Annotated in this window: 10 protein-coding genes and 4 tRNA genes; 9 read left to right on the top strand and 5 right to left on the bottom strand. The window is 61.8% G+C overall.

What is annotated here, in order from left to right; all coding sequences use genetic code 11:
• Positions 1-35: 35 nt before the first annotated feature.
• The gene (locus HMPREF2779_RS01740) at positions 36-1,883 is read right to left on the bottom strand and encodes a geranylgeranyl pyrophosphate synthase (RefSeq protein WP_105360664.1); all 1,848 of its coding nucleotides are present in this window, start codon (positions 1,881-1,883) and stop codon (positions 36-38) included.
• 399 nt (positions 1,884-2,282) lie between these two features.
• Between HMPREF2779_RS01740 and glnA the strand changes: the two genes are divergently transcribed.
• The 5 genes from glnA (at position 2,283) to HMPREF2779_RS01715 (ending at position 7,894) form a co-directional block, all read left to right on the top strand.
• The gene (gene glnA, locus HMPREF2779_RS01735) at positions 2,283-3,623 is read left to right on the top strand and encodes a type I glutamate--ammonia ligase (protein WP_012903787.1); all 1,341 of its coding nucleotides are present in this window, start codon (positions 2,283-2,285) and stop codon (positions 3,621-3,623) included.
• A gap of 230 nt (positions 3,624-3,853) precedes the next feature.
• Positions 3,854-7,198: a bifunctional [glutamine synthetase] adenylyltransferase/[glutamine synthetase]-adenylyl-L-tyrosine phosphorylase gene (locus HMPREF2779_RS01730; RefSeq protein WP_199774545.1), complete on the top strand. Its 3,345-nt coding sequence runs from the start codon at positions 3,854-3,856 to the stop codon at positions 7,196-7,198.
• Between the two features lie 409 nt (positions 7,199-7,607).
• Positions 7,608-7,680: transfer RNA gene (locus tag HMPREF2779_RS01725), tRNA-Gly, on the top strand.
• A 47-nt stretch (positions 7,681-7,727) separates the two neighbouring features.
• Positions 7,728-7,798: transfer RNA gene (locus HMPREF2779_RS01720), tRNA-Cys, on the top strand.
• A 24-nt stretch (positions 7,799-7,822) separates the two neighbouring features.
• Positions 7,823-7,894 (top strand) — tRNA-Val (locus tag HMPREF2779_RS01715).
• 689 nt (positions 7,895-8,583) lie between these two features.
• Here the strand turns inward: HMPREF2779_RS01715 and hrpA are convergent.
• Positions 8,584-13,074: an ATP-dependent RNA helicase HrpA gene (gene hrpA, locus HMPREF2779_RS01705; protein WP_105360662.1), complete on the bottom strand. Its 4,491-nt coding sequence runs from the start codon at positions 13,072-13,074 to the stop codon at positions 8,584-8,586.
• A 285-nt stretch (positions 13,075-13,359) separates the two neighbouring features.
• Here hrpA and HMPREF2779_RS01700 point away from each other — a divergent pair, with 285 nt between their 5' ends.
• Entirely contained in the window at positions 13,360-13,821 is a 462-nt protein-coding gene (locus HMPREF2779_RS01700; protein WP_005506503.1) for a helix-turn-helix domain-containing protein, read from the top strand.
• A 54-nt stretch (positions 13,822-13,875) separates the two neighbouring features.
• Here HMPREF2779_RS01700 and HMPREF2779_RS01695 read toward each other — a convergent pair whose 3' ends face one another.
• The 3 genes from HMPREF2779_RS01695 to HMPREF2779_RS01685 all read right to left on the bottom strand — a co-directional run bounded on the left by HMPREF2779_RS01695 (position 13,876) and on the right by HMPREF2779_RS01685 (position 16,415).
• Positions 13,876-15,072, bottom strand: a complete 1,197-nt coding sequence (locus HMPREF2779_RS01695) for an alpha/beta hydrolase family protein (protein ID WP_105360661.1) — start codon at positions 15,070-15,072, stop codon at positions 13,876-13,878.
• Between the two features lie 14 nt (positions 15,073-15,086).
• A complete protein-coding gene (locus tag HMPREF2779_RS01690) occupies positions 15,087-16,034 on the bottom strand; it encodes an NADP-dependent oxidoreductase (RefSeq protein ID WP_105360660.1) in 948 nt (315 codons plus the stop codon).
• A gap of 307 nt (positions 16,035-16,341) precedes the next feature.
• Positions 16,342-16,415: transfer RNA gene (locus tag HMPREF2779_RS01685), tRNA-Arg, on the bottom strand.
• 74 nt (positions 16,416-16,489) lie between these two features.
• Between HMPREF2779_RS01685 and argS the strand changes: the two genes are divergently transcribed.
• From argS to HMPREF2779_RS01670, 3 genes are all read left to right on the top strand, one after another.
• On the top strand, positions 16,490-18,154 hold the full coding sequence (gene argS, locus HMPREF2779_RS01680) for an arginine--tRNA ligase (RefSeq protein WP_105360659.1): 1,665 nt from the start codon (positions 16,490-16,492) through the stop codon (positions 18,152-18,154).
• Positions 18,155-18,236: 82 nt separating this feature from the next.
• On the top strand, positions 18,237-19,757 hold the full coding sequence (gene lysA, locus HMPREF2779_RS01675) for a diaminopimelate decarboxylase (protein ID WP_070687109.1): 1,521 nt from the start codon (positions 18,237-18,239) through the stop codon (positions 19,755-19,757).
• A gap of 302 nt (positions 19,758-20,059) precedes the next feature.
• A complete protein-coding gene (locus tag HMPREF2779_RS01670; protein ID WP_105360658.1) occupies positions 20,060-21,349 on the top strand; it encodes a homoserine dehydrogenase in 1,290 nt (429 codons plus the stop codon).
• Positions 21,350-21,380 lie beyond the last annotated feature (31 nt).

The raw sequence follows: 21,380 nt of genomic DNA, 5'->3' as shown, positions 1-21,380 counted from the left end.
CTGGCGTACCGCTCACCACGAGGGAACGATTATGCCTAGTTCCAGATGAGATTAATGTAGTAGGTCGGGAACGATGCAGCGGCGTTCTTATTCATCAGCTCCGGAACAGCGGAAGAAGCATCACTAAACTCACGCGGCAAATCGCGCTGAATGAGCGCCTGCTGCACCAGAGCATCCCAGTACAGCTGCATGATCGAATAGGTGCAGACTTTCTTCACGACGTCCTCCGCGTAGGACTCCCACGCCGGGAGCGCCGCATCGTTATCGAAGAAACCCTCATAGCCCTGGGACAGGCCCGTATCGCAGGCGTTCACCGCGTTCTTCGCGTACTGCAGCCAGTAGCTGAGGCTCAGCTCATCGGTGGTGTTGAAAGTAAACGCCTCATAGTCTGCCTTCAGCAGGGCGTAAGACGCCTGAATAGAACCGGCAAGCGGGGCGTGCGAAGAGAAGACAATAACGTCCAGAAGAGCAGCGATATACTCCATCTGCACCTTCTCGTATGCAATACCGGAAGGCTGAACCGGACCAGAATGCATCTGCACCAGCGCCTCCACCGCGTTGATGAAACGCTCAACGTCGGCGGTCGCCTTCACCATCAGATTCAGCAGACGCTGAACACACTGATAATCCTCAGAAATCTGCGAGAACACGCCAAAGGACAGGATGCCACGCTCAGAAGCAGCCGTCGCCAGAATCTGGCTCGTCAACCGCTGGCTCTCCGCCTCCGCCTTCGCCACGCTTACCAGCAGGGCACCGCAATACGCCAGGGCGCGGCCATCCACCAGCTGAGGCTGCTGCCGATGCAACGGCAGAAGACGCTCATGAATCTGACGGAAAATAGCGCTCTGCGCCAAAGCCTTCTTGCCCAGCTCCTCAGTCTTCAACAGCACAGTATCCGCCGAGAAATCACGCGGCACGAAACGACGCGCATCCGGCGCAGTAAACGGCGAATAGGGGCGACCCATCACCGGCTGCAACAGCGACATCGTGGTAAACAGCGAAAAACGAGCCGCCACCGGGTACAGCGAATCCGGGTAGTTCGGCGCATCCGGCGCGTTGATACGCTCCGTGCACAGAGTCAACCAGGTCTGCTCCACCGCCCGATCAGACGTAATGCCAACACCCATACCCAGGATGCTCTCGCCGAATGCCTCCGACGGAAGCTTGCCGGGGTTCATGGCACGCGCCTGCATGAGCGCCACAGCCAGCTCCACCGTATAGTTCGTGCGGCGCTTCTTGCCCGCCTCGTCAAGGTGCTGGAACGGACGCACGCCCGCAATCTTCTGACCGCGCGCCAGCGTATGCAGCTCCTTATTCATGGCGAACTGCTGCGGGTTACGCTGCATCATCTTCGACACCTCGTAAGCGCTCTTACGGTTCAGCTTCTCACGGCGCTGAGCACCCTCAGCCGACAGTGCATCATACTTGCCGCGGCTTGCGTGAACGTACCAGGAACGAATTACCTGAAGCGGCAAGAAGAAGAAAGTGTACTTCCACGACCAGCTAAAAATAATGATCGGAATAGCCGCGCTCGACCCCAAACGGCCCGTGTAACCGGTCCAAATGAACTCCATAAACGCACCAATCAGCGCCCACAATGCCAGGGTGCGAATCCTAAACGCCACACGGGAGGGGCGGTCCAGCAGGTAGGTCGCACCACCGGTCTTGTTATTCTTCATGACTGTCGGGCCAAAGACCGCAACCGCAAAAAGGCAGACCAGATATAACACCAAGAAAACAATGGGGGCGGCAACAAGTAGCAGCCACTCAAGCCCGGTGGGGTCAGCAGCAACCAGCGTGCTTGCCGCTAGAGGAATCTGTGCGGGCGCTACCTGCGCGGACAGCGCCTGCGAAGCTGATGAGAGAAGAACGGAATGTAGCATACCCCCATTATCGCAAGGCGACCCCGACCACGCCCCGCGAACCGTCATCTGCTAGGTATCTGAACACAACCCGCACCGCAGAAAGTGGGGGAGCGGCCCCCGATACCGCCCAGAATCTGAGCTACCGCGGCACACGAAAAGAGAATTTACACAAACGAAACCTCCCACCCACCCGCCACACAGCAGAACCCGATAGGCTAGATAACAACAGGACACACGCCGGGGCAAGGAGGCGCCAGCACCGCTGGTACACAACCCGCCGCAACCCCTTGGAACCCCAAGGGGTATGCATGACCTTCCGCAACAGGGTCTTCCTCACCTCGGCAGCAAATTTAGCGCGCCTCCGCCACCCACAGATGGGTACCACGCGGATGCGCGCCCGCACCGAGAGGGCAACTTATGGACCGCCAACAGGAATTCGTACTGCGCACCATCGAAGAGCGCGACATCCGCTTCATCCGCCTCTGGTTCACCGACGTGGTCGGCACCCTCAAATCCGTTGCGCTCGCACCGGCTGAAGTAGAAAGCGCCTTCGACGAGGGCCTGGGCTTTGACGGATCCTCGATTGAGGGTTTCTCCCGCATCTACGAATCCGACATGCTGCTGCAGCCGGACCCCTCCACCTTCCAGATCCTGCCCTGGCGCGGCGAGGAAGACTACACCTCCCGCATGTTCTGTGACGTGCTCACCCCCGACGGTGAGATCAGCGCCTCCGACACCCGTGGCGTGCTCAAGCGCGTGCTCAACAAAGCTGCGGAGATGGGCTTCACCTGCTACACCTCGCCCGAAATTGAGTTCTACCTGCTCGAATCCTCCAAGCTCGGCGCCGACGGATTCCCCGTGCCCGTGGACTACGAATCCTACTTCGACCACACCCCCGGCGGCATCGTGCAGGACTTCCGCCGCAAGGCAGTGACCATGCTTGAAGAAGTCGGCATCTCTGTCGAATTCAGCCACCACGAAACCGGCCCCGGCCAGAACGAAATCGACCTGCGCCACGCCGACGCCCTGCAGACCGCCGACAACGTCATGACCTTCCGCACCGTCATCAAGGAAGTCGCCTACTCGCTCGGCATGTACGCAACCTTCATGCCCAAGCCCTTCACCAAGTACGCCGGCAGCGGCATGCACACCCACTTCTCCCTCTTCGAAGGCGACACCAACGCATTCTTCGAAGCCGGTGCCGAATACCAGCTGTCCAAGACCGCACGCCACTTCATCGCCGGTGTGCTCAAGCACGCCCCCGAATTCACCGCGGTCACCAACCAGTTCATCAACTCCTACAAGCGACTCTGGGGCGGCGGCGAGGCGCCCTCCTACGTCTCCTGGGGCCACAACAACCGCTCCGCCCTCGTGCGTGTGCCCCTGTACAAGCCGAACAAGATGCAGTCCGCACGCATCGAGTACCGCGGCCTGGACTCGGCATCGAACCCGTACCTCGCCTACGCGGTGATTCTTGCCGCAGGTTTGAAGGGCATCGAAAACGAGTACCCGCTCATGCCCGCCGTGACCGAGGACCTCGCCGCCATGACCAACGCAGAACGCCGCGCCATGGGCTACAACCCGCTGCCCGCATCCCTGCGTGAAGCCATCAACATTACCGAAGAATCCGAGTTCATGGCGGAGGTTCTGGGCGAGCAGGTCTTCGAGCAGTTCCTGCGCAATAAGCGCGCCGACTGGGACCAGTACCAGGCTCAGGTGACCCCGTATGAGCTCAAGCACAACCTCGGAATCCTCTAACGGCTGGATTCTCTCACCTCTTCTGACGATGAGTGAACGCTGACAGCCTCAGGGCGGTACCCGCTACCGGTCAACACGCCGGCGGGTACCGCCCACAGGTCTATCAAATGCACCTATCGTCTTCACCGTTCACCGCCGATTTTTAGCCGCCGATTTTTGCCGGCGAAATTTATACTTTCCACCCCGGATCTACTCTCCACCCACAGTTCTCTACCCACGGTTCTCACGCTATGACTGACAGCTCCCACTACCCGACCACCGGGCTCATCCGCATTATCGACCCCGCCAAAGAACCCAAATCGCTGACCGACATCGCCCCCGACGCGCTCGACGACGAGCAGCGCGCCGAAGCCGAACGCAAAGCCCAGCTACGCCTGCACACCCGCATGATTGCCACCGGCTTCCACGACCCGTCCAAGGCAGAACGCTGGCTCAACGCACCCGAACTGAAGCACGTCTCGCAGGATGCGCTCTTTGCCGGGCTGCGCCTCGCGCCCTCACCGGATATTGCCCTGCCCGCCCTCGTGCGCCTCATTGAGAAGCATCCGGCGGTTGCTGAGCGCGCCAACCGCGGCGAAGAAGAATTCGGCATGTACCGCCTGCTCGGCGCCTCCCAGGCGATTGGCGATTTTCTCTACCGCCGCCCCGAGCACATTGACCCGCTCTTCGACACGCAGGTGTACCCGGCGGAGAGCGCGCTGATTCGCTCCCAGCACCCGGCGTCGATTCTGCCGGAAACCGACGGGGAATTCCTGACCCCCATCGCACCGCTGGACACCCTCTACCGCCGCGATATCCTCGCCGCCCTCGGTGCCGACCCCCACGCGGAGCGTCCGCGCGTTGCCGCCGAGCAGACCGGCAAAGACGGCTACGTGACCCTGCGCGTCGCCTACCGCGCCGCCCTGGCGCGCATCGCCCTGCTCGATGTGTGCTGTGAAGACCCGGTCGAAATGATGCCCACCATCGGTCGTCACCTCGCCGATTTGGCGGCCGCCGCGCTGGAGGGGGCGCTCGCCATTGCCCGCACCGAAGTGGCGGAGGGGCTGGGCCCCGGTCTGGCGGCTCCTCGCCGAGGCGAAGCCGTAGACGCCCTGGACTTGGCGATTATCGGCATGGGTAAGTGCGGTGCCCGCGAGCTGAACTACATCTCTGACGTTGACGTGGTGTACGTGGTTGCGCCCGTAGAACTCGCCGCCACACCCAATGCCGGGGTAGAGGGGGAGAGCGCCCCGCTCAAGCTCACCGAGAACGAATGTTCCACCATCGGCACGGAGCTTGTGCACGCCCTCACCCGCGCCATCATGGGCCCCGCACCCGAACCCGCCCTCTGGGAGGTCGACGCGAACCTGCGCCCCGAGGGCAAGGACGGCCCGCTCGTTCGCACCGTCGAATCCTACGTTCAGTATTACAAGCGCTGGGCAGAAAACTGGGAGTTCCAGGCGCTGCTCAAGGCGCGCCCCATCGCCGGTTCGGCGCAGCTGGGCGCCCGCTACGCCCGCGCAATCGACCCCTTCGTGTGGGAGTCCGCCGCCCGTGAATCCTTCGTGGAATCCGTGCAGGCGATGCGCGCCCGCGTGACCGACAACATTCCCTCACACCAGGTAGACCGCCAGATCAAGCTGGGCCCGGGTGGCCTGCGCGATATTGAGTTCACCGTGCAGTTGCTGCAGCTCGTGCACGGTCGAACCGACCCCGCTGTGCGCACCAAATCTACCGTGGATTCCCTCGCGGCGCTGACCGCCGTCAGCTACATTAGCCGCACCGACGCCGAAGCATTCAGCCGTGACTACAAGAAGCTGCGCGTGCTCGAGCACCGCATCCAATTGCAGCAGCTGCGCCGCACCCACCTGATGCCCGAAAAGGATGCCGAACAGCGCGCCCTTGCCCGCTCGATCCTTTCCCCGGAACGCAACGGCACGCTCTCTGCCGAGCAGATGCTCAAGGCATGGCAGAAAATTAAACGGAACGTCCGTTCACTGCACGAGCGGATCTTCTTCCGCCCGCTGCTCGCCGCCGTCTCCACGCTCAGCCGCGACGAAGTGGTGCTCAGCGAACAGGCGGCACAGGACCGCCTCGCAGCCCTTGGCTATCGCGACCCGCGCGGCGCCATGCGCCACATTAAGGCGCTCACCACGGGACTTTCCCGTAGCGCAGACATTCAGCGTCACCTCATGCCCGTGCTGCTGGGCTGGTTCGCCCGCGGTGTGGATGCGGACGCCGGCCTGCTCGGATTCCGCATCGTCTCCGAATCGCTCGGCAGCACCAGCTGGTACCTGCGCATGCTCCGCGACTCACCCGCAGCCGCAGAACGCCTCAGCCAGCTACTCTCCAGCTCGCGCCTCATGACCGACCTGCTCGAGGATGCCTCCGCCTCCATCGCCTGGCTGGACAAGGTCGCCGACCTCAAACCGCTGGGGGAGGAAGCGCTCGCCTCCGAGATTTCCTCCCTGCTGGCACGCCACGAGGACGCCGCCGAAGCGATGCGCGCCGTGCGCTACCTGCGCCGCCGCGAAACCCTGCGCACCGCCATGGGCTGGACCCTGGGCATCGTCGACATTGAGGACACCTGCGCCGGTCTTGCCGCCGTCGACGAGTGCACGATCGGTGCGGCGCTGCAGATTGCCCTGCGTGAACTCCAAACGGCGCCGGAAGGCGCCGAACCCGCCGAAGCTGAGGCGACAGCGAGGGAGAAGCTGCTCACCCGCATCGCCGTCATCGGCATGGGCCGCCTCGGCGGCGCCGAGAACGGCTTCGGCTCCGACGCAGACGTCATGTTCGTTCACGAACCCCTCGACGGGGCCGACGAAGACGCCGTGCAGGAACAGGCGGCACGCATCGTCAATCGCACCCTGACGCTCCTCAAACAGCCCGTCAAACCCGCCATTCGCGCCGAACGGCCCCTCGAAGTGGACGCCGATCTGCGCCCCGAAGGCAAGCAGGGCGCTATCGTGCGCTCGCTGGACTCCTACCGCTCCTACTACGAACGCTGGGCGGAAACCTGGGAGTTCCAGGCGCTCACCCGCGCCCGCCCCATCGCCGGCGACGAGGCGCTAGGCGAGGCTTTCGTGGAGCTCATCGACCCGTACCGCTACCCGGCAACTTTCACGCCCGAACAGGTGCAGCAGATTCGCCGCATGAAAGCGCGCGTTGAAAACGAACGCATGCCGCACGGTGCCGACCGCACCCGCCAGCTCAAGCTCGGCCGCGGCGGCCTCTCCGACGTGGAATGGCTCGTCCAGCTCGTACAGCTACGCCACGCGCACGCCGTGCCCTGGCTGCGCACCACCTCCACCCTGAAGGCGCTGAATGCGGCGGTTGAGGCGGGGCTGGTCGAAGCTGCGGATGCTGAAATCCTCAGCGGCGCCTGGCTGCTCGCCACGAAGATTCGCGGTGGCAACGTACTGCGCGGCGTGCGCCAATCCGACACCCTACCCTCGGGACGCGCCGACTTGGAAGCAATCGCCCGCTGGTGCGGATACCCCGCCGGCAGTGCACGCGCCCTCGAAGAGGACTACCTGCGCCAAACCCGCAACGCCCGCAAGGTCTACGAACGCCTCTTCTTCGAAGAACTCTAGAGACTCCAGAAAAACATGAGCCTGGCGTTTTTGCCGGTGCGGATTTCTGACGCAAATTTCATGGGGGAGGGGCGGGGAACCTGGTTCCCCACCCCTCCTTTTCGTTCTCTTGTGATTCTCTTTTGAAAAATTTTGTGGACGCTCAGCGGACATCCTGTGCCCGCCGCTATCCTCACGGGACCAGCAACCACCCCAAAACCCTGAAAATGTGACCGGCACCATGAAAATAAATTTTGCTCGCACTCCTCAAAAACGAAGCAAAACACCCCGTTCTGCCCCGGAAACATGCGGAACGCAGGGTAATTGGCAAAGGATTTGGCAAACACTCAAAAACCCCGTATAGTATTTACCTGTCAGCACGACGGAGCAACAAACTCCTCGTCATGATTCAAATTGAATACGCTGATATGCGGTTGTAGCTCAGTTGGTAGAGCACCACCTTGCCAAGGTGGATGTCGCGAGTTCAAGTCTCGTCAACCGCTCGTAAGGACTCCAAGAGTTCGAACGCGTTCCCTTGTGGAGCGTATGCGGTGAGGTGGTCGAGTGGTTAGGCAGCGGCCTGCAAAGCCGTGTACGCGGGTTCGAATCCCGTCCTCACCTCGCAACAAAACAATTGTTTTGTGAGCGCGATTGGCGCAGCGGTAGCGCGCTTCCCTGACACGGAAGAGGTCACTGGTTCGATCCCAGTATCGCGCACAGATAAAGCCCTTAGCTTTCGAGCTAAGGGCTTTTGTGTTTAACTTTTTGGTTTCTTGGGTTTGCGGGAGGGATGGTGTTCCTCTGTTGCCCTGTGTATGTTCTGGAGGCGGTGCTGCGTATATTTCCTCCGTGCCGTCGCAGGGGACCCGCCCTCGCTTCGCTTCGGGCACCCTGATGTCACGACGGAGGACACCATCCCTCCGTTCCCGATCTAAGGCACTCAGTCTTAGATTCGTAAATTCAGGGCTTGGGTGCGCGATACCGGCATAACGAACTTAAGGGAAGGGGGCTGTCGCCTTCTCCATCTTTTGCTGGCTCCGCCGGACAGGTGAGCTGAAATTGTGCCCCAGCGCCGCACCTTCTGAAAGCGACATTAGGGTGCCCGCCCGGGTGCTCTCCGCAGCGGAGCAAGGAGGCGCGGAGCGTCCGGGTGCGGCGGGTTCCCCTGCAGGAGCGGAGGAAGTGCATAGCTTGCCGACCCGCTGGGCATCAAAAACCACAGAGATGAAAGAGCCCCTACACGAGGAGATCGTGTGGGGGCTCTTTGCCGTTCACAGCGCAAGCTGAGGCGGGAACCTACCGCGGACAGGCGGTGTCGCCCGTAGCGACATCAGGGTGCCCGAGCTCTGCGAGGGCGGGTGCCCCTGTAGGAGAGAGGTGAGCACCGCCATCCGCAAGCTCAAAATCTAACGCTTGATAGCGTCCAGCGTCTCACGCTGAGCCTTCGCAATGCGCTTCTCAGACACCGTGTAGGCGGTACCAAGCTCCTGGGCGAAGAAGCTGACGCGCAGCTCCTCAATCATCCAGTTCACGCGGCGGAGCGCATCCGGCACGATGGTGCCTGCCGGTAGCGACTTGACCGCGTTATCGTAAGAGTCTTCCAGGTCCTGCACGGTGAGCATGAGCTGGTTGTCGCGGTGCAGGTTTGGTCCGAGCTTCGTCAGGCGCACCTGGGCGGCCTTGAGGTAGCGGGGGATGTGAACCAGCTGGTCGTAGCCGGTTTTCGCTACGAATCCGGGGTAGACGAGGTTCTCCATCTGTGCCTTCACGTCGGAGACGGCGTGCATGGTCGTCAGCGAGGTTGCCTTCTTGATTGCCTTCTTCAGCGCGGTGGCTTCAGAGAGGATTTCGGCGACGAGCTTGGTGACGTCGAAGACTGTCTCGATGAGTTCGGCACGCACGTGCTCGTAGAGTTCGCTGTATTCGGCGTGCGTGAAGATGGGCGTGTGCGGCACCAGGTGGTCGAGTGCCGCGACGGTGCAGTCGCGAATGAGTTCGTCGATGGAGCCGTGCGGGTTCTGAGTGAAGACGATTTTCTCCTTATGGGAGAGGTGTTCGCTCACGTAGCGTACGGGCGAGGGCACCTGCAGCTGGAGCAGGCGGATGATGCCGCGGCGCTGTGCGTGGAGCTGCTCGGCTTCGGTGGGGAAGATGCGCAGACCTACGCTGGTTTCTTCGTCGACAAGGGCGGGGTAGCCGTTGACTGCCTGGGTGGCGATGATGCGCTGTACCTTGCGGGGGATTTCTCCGTTGAGGAAGAGATCGGCGGGGAATTCGGTGAGGCCGCTGATTTCGCGTACCTGAGAACCATGCGCATCGGCTACCTGGGCGGTGCCGTTCTGAGCGTTCTTTGCGCTCTTCTTGGCAGAAGCCGCGGAGCTACCCGAGTTACCCGAGTTACCCGAGCCGCCCGAACCACCCTGCGCGAGCGCCACCATTTTTGCCATGGTGTCATCGGATGCGCCGAGAGAGTCGGCGAGGGCACCGCGAATCTCCTTGTGGAGCTGCTGCTGCAGGGCGCGCAGGTCCTTGCCTTCGCCCAGGATTTTGTTGTGTGCGTTGCGCACCTGGAATCCCATTTTCAGGTGTTCGGGCACGGCGTCCCAGTTGAAGGCTTCGGGCTCGACAACGACGCCGCGCAGGCGGCGTAGTACGAGTGCCAGGGAGGGGATGAGCTCGTCGGTGGCGGGGGAGTAGTCCTCTTCCAGGGCGGCGCAGGCGGCGCGTGCCACGTCGGGTGCGGGCACGAAGTTACGTCGAATCGCCTTGGGCAGCGACTTGATGAGCGCGGTGACGAGTTCGTGGCGCAGGCCGGGAATCTGCCAGCGGAACGGTTCGGGGTTCAGCTGGTTGAGGAACAGGATGGGTACCTGGACTGCTACGCCATCGCGCTTGGCGGCGTCGGTGCGGGCGCCTCCGATGCCGGCGGTGGGGGCGTATTCGTAGCGCAGGTCGAGGGTCAGTTCGCCGCTGTCGGTGCACTGCACCCACTGGCGGGGGAACTGGGAGTCGTCGTAGTCGGCGGCTTCCTCGTTGATGAGCTTTTCGGGGTTGAAGTCTAGGTAGTTGTCGTCTTCGAGACGTGCCTGCTTCCACCACTTGTCGAAGGCGCGCACGTCGGTCACGTGGGCGGGGATGCGTGCGTCGTAGAAGGCGAAGAGTACGGAGTCGTCTACGCGCAGGTCGCGGCGGCGTAGGCGTGCTTCGAGTTCTTCGACTTCGGCGAGGGCGCGCTGGTTGCGCAGGTAGAACTTGTGTTGGGTGTGCCATTGGCCTTCGACGAGGGCGGACTGGATGAACAGTTCGCGGGCCGCGGCGGCGTCTACGCGGGCGTACTGCACGGGGCGGTCGGCGTAGATGGTCAGGCCGAAGAGCGTGCCCTTGGCGTAGGCGACTGCCGCGCCGGAGCTGAGGGACCAGTGCGGTTCGGAGTATTGCACGCTGATGAGGTGCTTGCCGATTTCTTCGATCCATTGCGGGTCGATGGAGGCGTTGGTGCGCGCCCACAGGCGGGAGGTTTCGACGAGTTCGGCGGAGAGCACCCAGTCGGGGCTCTTTTTGAACAGGCCGGAGCCGGGGAAGATTGCGAACTTGGTGCCGCGTGCGCCGAGGTATTCGCGGGGGCCGCGGTTGCGTCCCTTGGAGTCTTTTTCGCGTTCTTCCTTGACGCCTACGTGCGAGAGCAGGCCGGAGAGCAGGCTCTTGTGGATGTCGATTTCGTGGGCGGAGGCGTTGATGTCCCTGCCGCCGCTGGCGTGAATGTTGGCGGTGCGTCCCATTTCGCGTAGCTGGGCGAAGAGGTCCTGCCATTCGCGGATGCGCAGGTAGTTGATGTATTCGCGGTGGCACATTTTGCGTAGCTGCGAGGAGGCCATCGCCGCCTGCTGCTCGTTGATGTAGTCCCAAAGCAGCAGGAAGGATGAGAAGTCGGAGGTGTCGTCGACGAAGCGGGCGTGCATGGCGTCTGCTTCGGCGCGCACGTCGGCGGGGCGTTCGCGCGGGTCCTGGATGGTCAGGGCGGCGGCGAGCACCATCATTTCCTTGGCGCAGTTGCGGCGGCCGCCTTCAATGATCATACGGGCCAGGCGCGGGTCCACGGGGAATGCCGCCATGGCTCGGCCGATGGCGGTGAGGGTTGCGCTATTGCCGCGGCCCTTGCGGGGGGCGCGGGGGCGTTCGGTGAGCGCGCCGAGTTCGCGCAGCAGGTTCACGCCGTCGTTGATGGCGCGGGATGCGGGCGGCTGCACGAACGGGAAGCGGGAGATGTCGCCGGGTTCGCGGACCACGCCGATTGCGATCATCTGCAGGATGACGGCTGCGAGGTTGGTGCGCAGAATTTCGGGGTCGGTGAACTCGGGGCGTGAGTTGAAGTCTTCCTCGGAGTAGAGGCGGATTGCGATGCCGTCGCTGACGCGGCCGCATCGACCGGAGCGCTGGTTGGCGCTTGCCTGCGAGATGCGTTCGATGGGCAGGCGCTGAACCTTGGTGCGTGCCGAGTAGCGGGAGATGCGTGCGGTGCCAGTGTCGATGACGTACTTGATGCCGGGCACGGTCAGTGAGGTTTCGGCAACGTTCGTGGCGAGCACGATGCGCGGGCGGGATCCGGGGGAGAACACCCGGTGCTGTTCAGCGAGCGAGAGGCGCGCGTACAGGGGCAGCACTTCGTAGTTCAGACGCGGCGACTTGAGAACCATTGCCTCGATGGCGTCCTTGGCGTCGCGGATTTCGCGTTCACCGGAGAAGAAGATGAGGATGTCGCCGGGCGCTTCTTTGGAGAGTTCCTTAATGGCGTCGAGGATGCCGTCGGTGGGGTCGTGGTCGTCTTCGATTTCGTCGTCGCTGAGGTAGTCTTCCTCGTCGAGCGGGCGGTAGCGGATTTCCACGGGGTAGGTTCGGCCGGACACCTCAATGATGGGCGGCGCGTCGTCGGGCAGGATTGCTTCGGCGATTTCGCGTTCTTCGGCGCTGAGGTTTTCGTCGACGATGCCCTTGCCCGGCACGTAGCTGGGGGAGAAGTGGCGTGCGAAACGCTCCGGGTCGATGGTCGCGGAGGTGATGATGACCTTCAGATCCGGGCGCTGCGGCAGGATGCGCTTGAGGTAGCCGAGGATGAAGTCAATGTTCAGGCTGCGTTCGTGCGCCTCGTCAATGATGAGGGTGGAGTAGCGGCGCAGCAGCTTGTCGTTCTGGATCTCGGCGAGCAGAATGCCGTCGGTCATGAGCTTGATAGCGCTGTGTTCGCCCACTTCGGAGGTGAATCGCACCTGGTAGCCGACGGTTTTGCCGATTTTCTGGCCGAGTTCTTCGGCGATGCGTTCGGCGACGGAGCGTGCGGCGAGTCGGCGTGGCTGGGTGTGGCCGATGAGGCCCTTCTCTCCCAGGCCCAGGTCGAGGCACATTTTGGGGATCTGGGTGGTTTTACCGGAGCCGGTTTCACCCGCGATGATGACGACCTGGTTGTCGCGGATCGCGTTCATGATGTCTTCGCGGCGTTCGCTGACGGGTAGCTCTTCGGGGTAGGTGATGGCCTCGGGGATGAGCGGTTCGTAGCGGCGCGGTGCCGGGCGGTTCTGCTGGCTGCTCTTGCTGTCGCCCTGCTGGTTGCCCAGCTTGCGGGCGCGGTTGTTGGCGCCTGCGCGTCGGTTGGAGCGGGAGGCGTTGGAGTTGCGTTCGGAGGCGCCGCGGGAGGAGTTCTTGCGGTCTGCGTTATTCTTCTGCGCGCCCTTCTTGGGGGCGCCGTTTTTTACCGCGTTGTTCTCAGTAGTTTTATCTGCGGTTTTTTCGGAAGATCGTACCTTTGCCGCGTGGATTGCGGCGGCCATACTCGCCATGGTGGGGGCGGTGTGGGGGGCCTTAGAAGTATCTGCGTGTTTCTTCGTGGATTTCTGCTCAGACATATCCTATCCAGTGTACTCGCCTTGCCCGCGGTGAGCTTGGGGTGTGCTTTGTTTGTCATATTTGGGTTTGTCCGCGGGAACCCCGGGGTGGGCGGCGGGGGAATACCGGCCCCAAGAGAGCAGTTAATGTACAATAAATGACATCAAATGATATCTATAGAATTAATAATTATTCATTTAAATTTTATGCACCGTAGATGCGAATTAACTGCGCTTCTTAACTTTCTTTCGATAGTTTCGTTCAACTGCTACAGTGGTGAATAACACAGTAACGAAGGAGTGACTATGCCATCACCAAAGACGTACCCGGCAACACGTGTTGCAGTGTTGGATTGCTGCGAAGACGGACAGCACGAAGAAATTCACCACCGCTGCGAAGAGCTCTTCCAAGCCCTCGTTCACGCGAGTCTGCGCACCCACTTTGACCGCCTCAGCGCCGAAGAAACCCTCTACCTGGTCACCGGCGACGGCGAGCGCGTACAGATTTCTCCCGAAATGTACGGGCCCCTCACCTCCGTAGCGCGCGCATTCGCCGACCGTAAGGATGTCTGCGTGGTACGCCAGGACCGCCTCATGACCACGCAGGAGGCGGCAGACTACCTGGGTGTATCCCGCCCGACCGTTGTTCGCCTGCTGGAGCGCGGAGATATTCCGTTCGAGCGCATTAACACGCACCGTCGCGTTGCTTTTGATGACCTCGAACGTTACCGCCTTGAGCACGAATACGTGAATCGCCGCGTTCGCTAAACCCGCATCTGGTCAATCACTGTCCGGTCAATCACTCTGATCAGACAGTACGGTTCAGGCACTACGGTTGAACTGAATAGCGCGGTTGAGAAATAGCAGCATCTGCTGAACAATATCGGGGCTAAAACAGCGCGAATCCCCGTGTTCGGCATCCGGAACCAGCACCAAATCGGTAGGTACCTGCCGCGTGCGCAGCGCCTGATACACCCGCACCGATTGCTGGTACGGCACACACGAATCACTAATACCGTGCACAAGCATCAGGGCAGTAGCGCCGCCGCTCGCACCCGGTGCAGAGGCACTTTCGACCTTATTCACTCGTTTCTGGGGGCGTACCGCATCAATAGGATGCGCACGCTCCCAGTTCTTTTGGGCGCGCTCGATGCAGACACTCGGAACCGCCCGCTCGCCCTTGGAAGCGTCGATAGTAGACACGTTTGCGGGTACGGGGTGGGTGCTTCCCAGCAGTCGCCATTCGGCACCGTCATCCTCGGGGTGGTCGAGAGCGTAGCCAGCCAGGGGACGGTCGGTGAAGATGGTCCTCAAATCGCTGACCCCGTAAAACGAAGCCGCCGCCGCCACCTGCGAACTATGGGACGGGTAGGCGCTCGCCGCCCTGCCCTCAAAGTATTCAAAGTATTCGTCGTGCTCGGCGTGTTCGGGTGCGCTCGCAGAATCCCCATATGCACGGTCACCGGCGGCGGAATCTCCCGTATGCGCAACCATCATGCTCAGGTGCCCGCCGGCGCTTCCGCCCGCTACCGCAATGCGCTGCGGGTCAATACCGAACTCGTGCGCGTTGGCGCGGAAGAAACGCAGCGCCTCCTTCACATCGTGCAGGGCACCCGGGAAGAGCGCCTGATGCGAATACCGGTAGTTGATGGACGCGACCGCCCAGCCTGTCTGCTGAAAAGCGGCGCGCATGAGCGCCTGGGTATTGGGCTGCTCCCCGCCAGGGGTGCGCAGGACGGTGTCGCGTAGGGCCTGGTTGGTGCCGAAGCGCCAGGCACCACCGTGAACCCACACCAGTAGTGGCGCGGGGGAAGAGATATCCCCGGTCGGGGGGAAGAAATCGTAGGCGAACGCCTCGCGAGTTACCGGCGACTGCGCGCCGTAGTCGGGTAGTGAGTGGGCATCGTAAAAGCCCGCCTCGCGGTAAAAACCGGAGCGGTACTCGGTGCTCTCAACCTTCGGCGCGTCCTCAGCGTTCAATGCGCCCTCAACGGTCGGCACGCTCTCAGAAATCTGCATGAATCAGCACCTCGTTAGGGAACCATTACGATCTTGCCGCGGGTGCGACCCGTCGCCACCAGGGCATGAGCCTGCGCAGCCTGCGAAAAATCAAGCACCTGATCCACGTGTACCTTCAACAGGCCCAGGGACATGAGGCGGGCAATCTCCTGCATCTGCGTGCGGTCCGGGTGAACCGTCAGCCACTGCGCCTCGAAGCCGTGCTCACGCGCAACATCCAACGGGTCGGGGCTGGTCAGCGTGACAATGCGGCCGCCGGGAACCAGCACCTCCAGCGAATCGAGGAAGGTCTGCTGACCGGTGGAATTGAGTACCACGTCCATGGTCTGGCCCAGTACGGCGCGGAAATCCTCGGCGCGGTAATCAATGGGCTGGGCACCCATCGAGCGCACAAACTCGTGGTTCGCGGTGGAGGCGGTCGCAAAAACCTGAGCGCCAGCCTGCGCTGCCAGCTGAACGGCGAGGTGACCGATGCCTCCGGCACCGGCGTGAATGAGCACGCGCTCGCCTTCCTTCAGTCGCGCCACTTCGAAGAGCGCCTGGTATGCGGTCAGTGCCGCCAGGGGAGCGCCGCCCAATTGCGCGCAGGGAACATCGGCGGGCACCTTCACCAGCTGATGCGCTGGGGCGAGAACATACTCGGCGTACGCACCGGCGGGGGAGGGGAAAGCAACAAGACCAAATACGCCGTCGCCCACCTTAAAACCCGTGTAGTCGCCGGCGGTAGCAACCACGGTGCCGGCAACATCCCAGCCGGGCACGAAGGGCTTGTACGACGGATCTGCCAGCTGAGCGGCGGGGCCCAGACCCTTGCGGGTGGTCACATCAATCGGGTTGACACCGGCGGCAACCGTCTTGATGAGCACGTGACCGCGCACCGGCGAGGGGATAGGCACGTTTGCTTCGTGCAGAACGCTTTCGTCGCCCCATTCGGTGAGCTGAATCTGGCGCATGGTGGTCATCGGGTTACCTCCGCTGTTGTGGCTTGAGCCGTGCTGATGTGACGGGTGTGCGCGTTTTCCCATTCTCTCAAGGCTGTTAGCGTTGCCACAACAGGCAGGCGGGTAGTGTCCACCCTCTGAGGTTGAAATCTGAGGTTGAAGTCTGAGGTTGAAGAGGGAGCTGGCGGGAACGGTCACCCGGCGCAGGCTTTATGCACAACAGGGTGAGCGGCTCAATAAAGTTGGGTTGTTAAATAAAAAGGAGCCGATACCCGAACAATACGCCTCGGATATCGGCTCCCGTGTTCCCTCTCGAATAAGAACATCGTGCCCCTGAAAGGATTCGAACCTTCGACCCCCAGTACCGGAAACTGGTGCTCTAATCCGCTGAGCTACAGAGGCAACCCACCTATGGTATCAGATATGCACTAGATAAAGGGTCAGGTACCTGCCAAGGCTTGCTAGAATAGTTTGTTATGACTCCTGAAGAACTCTCCGAAGCCATTGCGCTTGCCCTTGAAGAAACCATTTCCTCCGGCCAGCTGACCCTCGTGGAGGGCGCTGAACTGCCCGCCGTCCGAGTGGAGCGCCCCAAGTCCCGCGAACACGGCGACTGGGCAACCAACGTCGCTCTGCAGCTCGCTAAGAAGGTGGGCAAGAACCCGCGTGAGGCAGCAGCTCTTCTGGCTGAGAAGATTGGTGCCATCCCCGGTGTCGCATCCGTAGATATTGCTGGTCCCGGCTTCCTGAACATCACTCTGGACGCCGCAGCCGCTGGTGAGCTTGCCGCCACCATCGTTGAGGCTGGCGAAGCATACGGCCGCAGCGACAAGTTCGCCGGCAAGACCATTAACCTTGAGTTCGTCTCCGCGAACCCCACCGGCCCCATCCACCTGGGTGGCACCCGCTGGGCTGCCGTCGGCGATGCGCTTGCCCGCGTCCTTGAGGCTGAGGGCGCTAACGTCGTGCGTGAATACTACTTCAACGACCATGGCACCCAGATTGACCGTTTCGTGCGCTCCCTGATTGCCGCTGCCCGCGGTGAGGAGACCCCCGAGGATGGCTACGCTGGCGCGTACATTGTTGACATTAAGGACCAGATTCTGGCTCAGCGCCCTGACGCGCTTGAGGCTGAGAACCCCGAAGAGATTTTCCGCGAAATCGGTACTCACCTGATGTTCGATCAGATTAAGGAGTCCCTGGCGGCATTCGGCACCCACTTCGACGTGTTCTTCCACGAGAACTCCGTGTTCGAAGGCGGCAAGGTGGACGCTCTGCTCGACACTATGCGCGAGAACGGTCAGCTCTTCGAGGCTGACGGCGCATGGTGGATGCGCACCACCGACTACGGCGACGACAAGGACCGTGTGGTCATTAAATCTGACGGTAACCACGCCTACGTGGCGGGCGATATCGCCTACTACCAGGACAAGATGACCCGTGCAGTAAACCCCGCTGACGTGGCGATTTACATGCTCGGTGCTGACCACAACGGCTACGTGGGCCGTCTGAAGGCTATCGCCCAGATTCTTGGCTACCGTGCCGACCAGATTGAGGTCATGATTGGTCAGCTGGTGAACCTGGTCAAGGACGGTAAGCCCGTCCGCATGTCCAAGCGTGCCGGCACCGTGGTCACTCTCGAGGACCTGGTCGAGGCTGTGGGCGTTGACGCGGCTCGCTACGAGCTGACCCGCTACTCGGTGGATACCCCCATCGACATTGACCTGGGCCTGCTGACCTCCAAGAGCAACGAGAACCCGGTCTACTACGTGCAGTACGCTCACGCACGTACTGCCGCTGTGGCACGTAACGCCGCGGAGGCTGGCGTGAAGGTTGAGGATGGCGTGGATACCTCCCTGCTCAACTCGGCTGCTGACGGCGAGCTGTTGGCTGTACTCGGCCAGTTCCCCGCTGCTGTGCGTGATGCCGCGAAGTTCTACGAGCCGCACCGTGTGAACCGCTACCTGGAGCAGCTCGCTTCGGCATACCACAGCTGGTACGGTGTCTCCCGCGTCACCCCCAAGGCGGATGAAGAGGTCACCGACCTGCACCGTACCCGCCTGCTGCTGAACAACGCGGCGCAGCAGGTGCTGGCTAACGGCCTGAACCTGCTGGGTGTGAGCGCACCCGAGCGCATGTAATACTCTCGTTTCAACCCCCGACCCGGTGCTACCGGGGCGGGGGTTGAGCGTATGCCGGCAAGATAGCTAAGAAAGAGACACGATGAGCGAAGCCCGCGCCCTCTACGCCCCCGAATGGCTCACCTACCCCGAGCACCCCGAAGCCCTGTCCCGCACCATCTGGACGGATTCCTTTACCCGCAATGAGCAGGGCGAGCTCTGCATTGACGGCGTGACCGTCAGCGACCTGGTTGCTGAGCACGAAACCCCGCAGTACGTCTTCTCCGAGACGACCTTCCGCGCCCGCGCCCGCGCCTACCGCACCGCTTTTGAGCAGGCTTTCGCCACGCACGGTGCGAAGGTGAGCGTCTACTACGCCGGTAAGTCGTTCCTGTCCACCGCTGTGGCACGCTGGGCGACTGAGGAGGGCCTGTGCCTGGATACCGCCTCCGGTGGTGAGTTGGCGTTGGCTCTGCGCGCACAGGTGCCCGGCGCGAACATCGCCCTGCACGGCAACAACAAGTCGGAGGCTGAGATTGCCCGCGCGATCCGCAACGGCCTGGGCCGCGTGGTGGCTGACTCGGTGGACGAGCTCAAGCTCATTGAGCGCGTGTACGCCGAGCTTGCCGCCGAGCGTGTGGCGGAGGGCGAGGAACCCTACGCCCCGGTTCCGGTGCTGATTCGCATCACCCCCGGCGTGCATGCTTCGACCCACGAGTCCATTGCGACCGCGCACGAGGACCAGAAGTTCGGCATGTCCCTGCAGCCCGGCACCGCAGCGCTCGCGGGTTTGGATGAGGAGGAGCTGGAGCACTGGGGTGTTGAGTCTACTGATTCTTACGCGGCTCTGGCTGCCGCGATTCTGAATGCAACCGATTCCCTGGATTTTCGCGGTATTCACTGCCATATTGGTTCGCAGATTTTTGAGGCGGAGGGCTTCGAGCAGGCGGCTACTACCGCCCTGGAGTTCATGAACCGCCTCAACCGTGACCTGGGCGTGACCCTGCCGGAGCTGGATTTGGGCGGCGGCTACGGCATCGGCTACACCGAGGCGGATCGCCCCCGCTCCATTACCGAGGTGACCGAGTCGATTGCCGCTTCCGTCGCGGCAACCTGCGAGCGCCTGGGCATGGCGATTCCGCACATGTCGTTTGAGCCGGGCCGTTCTATTTCTGGCCCTTCGGGTGCGACTCTGTACACGGTCGGCACCATTAAGAACGTGAGCATTGAGGATGAGAATGGCGAGATTCGCGTGCGCCGCTATGTTTCGGTGGACGGCGGTATGAGCGATAACGCCCGCCCGGTGCTGTACGAATCGGATTATTCGGTGACCCTGGCGAATCGTGCCCCGGCGGGGGAGCAGGTGCTCTCTCGCGTGGTGGGTAAGCACTGCGAGTCTGGCGATGTGGTGGTTCGTTACTGCTACCTGCCTGCTGACCTGCAGGCTGGCGATATTCTGGCGGTTCCGGCGACCGGCGCGTACTGCTATGTGCTGGGTTCGAACTATAACTTCTTGACTCGCCCGCCGGTGATTGCCACTGCTGAGGGTAAGCCTTCGCGCGTGATGATTCGCCGTCAGCGTGAGGAGGATATGTTGGCGCTGGATATGGGGTCGGAAATCTAAGAGCCCTGTCTGACATCATGAAAAGCCGTGAAGTTCCCGTTTCTACAATGCGTGCCGTGAGGTGACGGTTGCGGGCGGGGTCTTCACGGTTTTGTGCGTTCACAACATGACAGAAGATAAGGTTCACCTCATCACTGTGAGGGAAACCTCATCTCAGAGAGTAAAAGTCGCACCTTGAGGCTGCAGCCCCGTCGCCGCCTCTTGATAAAGTGGTTGTTGGGTGCGTGCTCTGCGCCGTATCCGTGCCTTAGCCCGAAGAGATTCCGGGGCGAACCTGGAACAGACCGTAGAAAGAGACTATCGTGGCTGAAAAGATCAAAGTAGCACTGCTTGGTGCCGGTAATGTCGGTTCCCAGGCTGCTCGCATCCTGGTAGAGGATAATGCCGTCCTTGAAAAGCGCATTGGCGCGCCCGTGGAATTGATCGGTATTGCTGTGCGCGATACTAATGCATCCCGCCACTGGAATGCGGATCCCTCGCTGTACACCACCGACGCTGAATCCCTGATTGATGCGGCGGATGTGGTCATCGAGCTGACCGGCGGTATTGAGCCGGCTCGCACTCGCATTCTGCGTGCTCTGAAGGCGGGTAAGTCCGTGGTCTCCGGCAACAAGGCGCTGCTGGCTAAGCACGGCGTGGAGCTACAGGCTGCCGCTGATGAGTCCGGTGCTCAGCTCTCTTACGAGGCTGCTGTTGCGGGTGCTATCCCGATTCTGCGCCCCCTGCGTGACTCCCTGGCTGGTGACCGTGTGACCCGCGTTCTGGGCATCATGAACGGCACCACCAACTACATTCTTGACCAGATGGACACCACCGGCGCATCCTTCGCGGACGCACTGGCTGAGGCTCAGAAGCTTGGCTACGCTGAGGCTGACCCGACCGCTGACGTTGAGGGCCATGACGCCGCGTCGAAGGCTGCGATTGTTGCTTCTTTGGCGTTCCACTCGACGTTCACTATTGATGACGTGCACACCGAGGGCATTACTTCCATCACCGCTGATGATGTTGCTGCCGCGGATGCTGATGGTTACGTCATCAAGCTACTGGCTATTTGCGAGCGTGAGGGTGAGAATGGCGCGAACATTCGCGTGAACCCGACCCTGATTCCTCGTCAGCACCCGCTGGCGGGCGTGCACGGTGCGTTCAACGCTGTGTTCGTTGAGGCGGAGAACGCTGGCGAGCTGATGTTCTACGGTCCCGGTGCGGGTGGCGCACCGACTGCTTCGGCTGTTCTGGGGGACTTCGTGTCCCTGGCTCGTCGTCTGGTGCTGGGCGGTCCCGGTGTTCCGGAGACTTCTCACGCTCAGCTGCACGCAACCGGTCTGGATAACGTGGTGTCTCGCTACTCGGTGGGTGTTTTGGTGGAGGATCGCCTGGGCGTTCTGGCAAACATTACCCGCATCCTGACTGAGCACGGTATTTCTGTTGATTCTCTGCGCCAGTCCACCCCGAAGGAGGGTGCGGCTCAGATTCGTATGGTCACCCACTCTGCGAAGGACGCTGATTTGCGCCGTGCGATTGCTGTGATTGACGCGCTGGACACTGTGCGTGAGGTGAACTCGGTCATCCGCGTGGAGTCTGAGAAGCACTAAGCGCCGAGAATTACTTAGCGCGAACTGATGT

The organism is Rothia sp. HMSC069C03, assembly GCF_001811075.1.
GTDB lineage: Bacteria > Actinomycetota > Actinomycetes > Actinomycetales > Micrococcaceae > Rothia > Rothia mucilaginosa.
This window is presented reverse-complemented; position numbering and strand designations above follow the sequence as displayed.